1 pseudogene is annotated in these 1,106 nt (G+C 76.5%); it reads left to right on the top strand.

The window, feature by feature from the left end:
- Positions 1 to 1,106 (top strand): annotated as a pseudogene (locus tag ITP53_RS55490) (hypothetical protein); the annotation flags it as partial.

The raw sequence follows: 1,106 nt of genomic DNA, 5'->3' as shown, positions 1-1,106 counted from the left end.
GGGGTGGGAGGCGCCGGTCACGGTGGCGGAGCTGGTCAACGCCGGGCCGCTGGCGGGGGCCAGGATGTACGGGTCCGGTGAGAACCCCGTACACCAGGTGCGCATCGTGGACGAGCTGTCGGTGTTCGGCGCGGTGGCGCCGCACACGGCGGTGGTGCTGATCGGGTCGGCGGCCAGCGGCGGCTGGGCCGTGGAGATGGCCATGCGCCGGGCCTGGGAGCAGGCGGCGGCGTGCGTGATCGCGCCGTCGGGCGGGCTGAGCGCGGGCTCCGGCGAGGTGCTCGCGGAACGGCTCGGCGTGACGTTGATCTTCATCGACGACGATCCGCTGATCGTCGCGGTCCGGGTGGCCTCGGCCGCCTCCCGGCCGGACGCGGCCCGCACCCAGCTCGTCGCCCGCTGTGCCACCAGGCTCGCGGACGCGGGCACGTCGGCCCGGCGGGTCCTGGGCGTGCTGAACGCCGAGCTGCCCGGCACGTCCGTCGTCTTCCTCGACCGGTACGGCATCCAGCTAGCCGGCCGCCGCACCGCCACCCGTCCCGCGGACGAGCCCGCCGCGCCCCGTTCTGTGGCCGCGGCGGACCGGCGCGTCCGGGGTGACGGCACCGAGTCGCGGATCCCGGGCGCGGCCGAGGAGCCCCTCACGGCTGGATCTTCTGGCATGGACGACCACGAGGACCCACATGACCGCCACACCCCCGCGAGCGCGGACCAGCGTTTCGGCTGGCCGGCCGGTGAAGCCCCCGATCGCGCCACCCCGGCTCCCGGCGCCGCAGACCGCCACGCGGCTTCCGAGGATTCGGGTCGGCGTGCGGCGGGGGAGGGCGCTGACCGGCACGCGGCCCCCGAGGATTCTGATCGGCGTGCGTCGACGGGGGAGGGTGCCGACAGGCACGCGGCTCCCGAGGACACGGATCGGCGTGCCCAGGCCAGGGAGGGCGCCGCTGGATCGAGGGGCACGGATCGCCGCGCCCCTGAGGGCTTGGACCGGCGTGCCCAGGCCTCCGAGGACATGGACCGGCGTGCGGCCGGGGAGAGCACGGGCGGGGCTCCGGCCAGGGAGGGGACGGATTGGCGCGCCTCGGTCGGGGAGGGTGCTGCCAGGG

This window comes from Nonomuraea cypriaca, from assembly GCF_015645445.1.
Taxonomy (GTDB): Bacteria; Actinomycetota; Actinomycetes; order Streptosporangiales; family Streptosporangiaceae; genus Nonomuraea; species Nonomuraea cypriaca.
The sequence above is the reverse complement of the archived record's forward strand: the minus strand, read 5'-3'. Positions and strand labels throughout refer to the sequence as shown.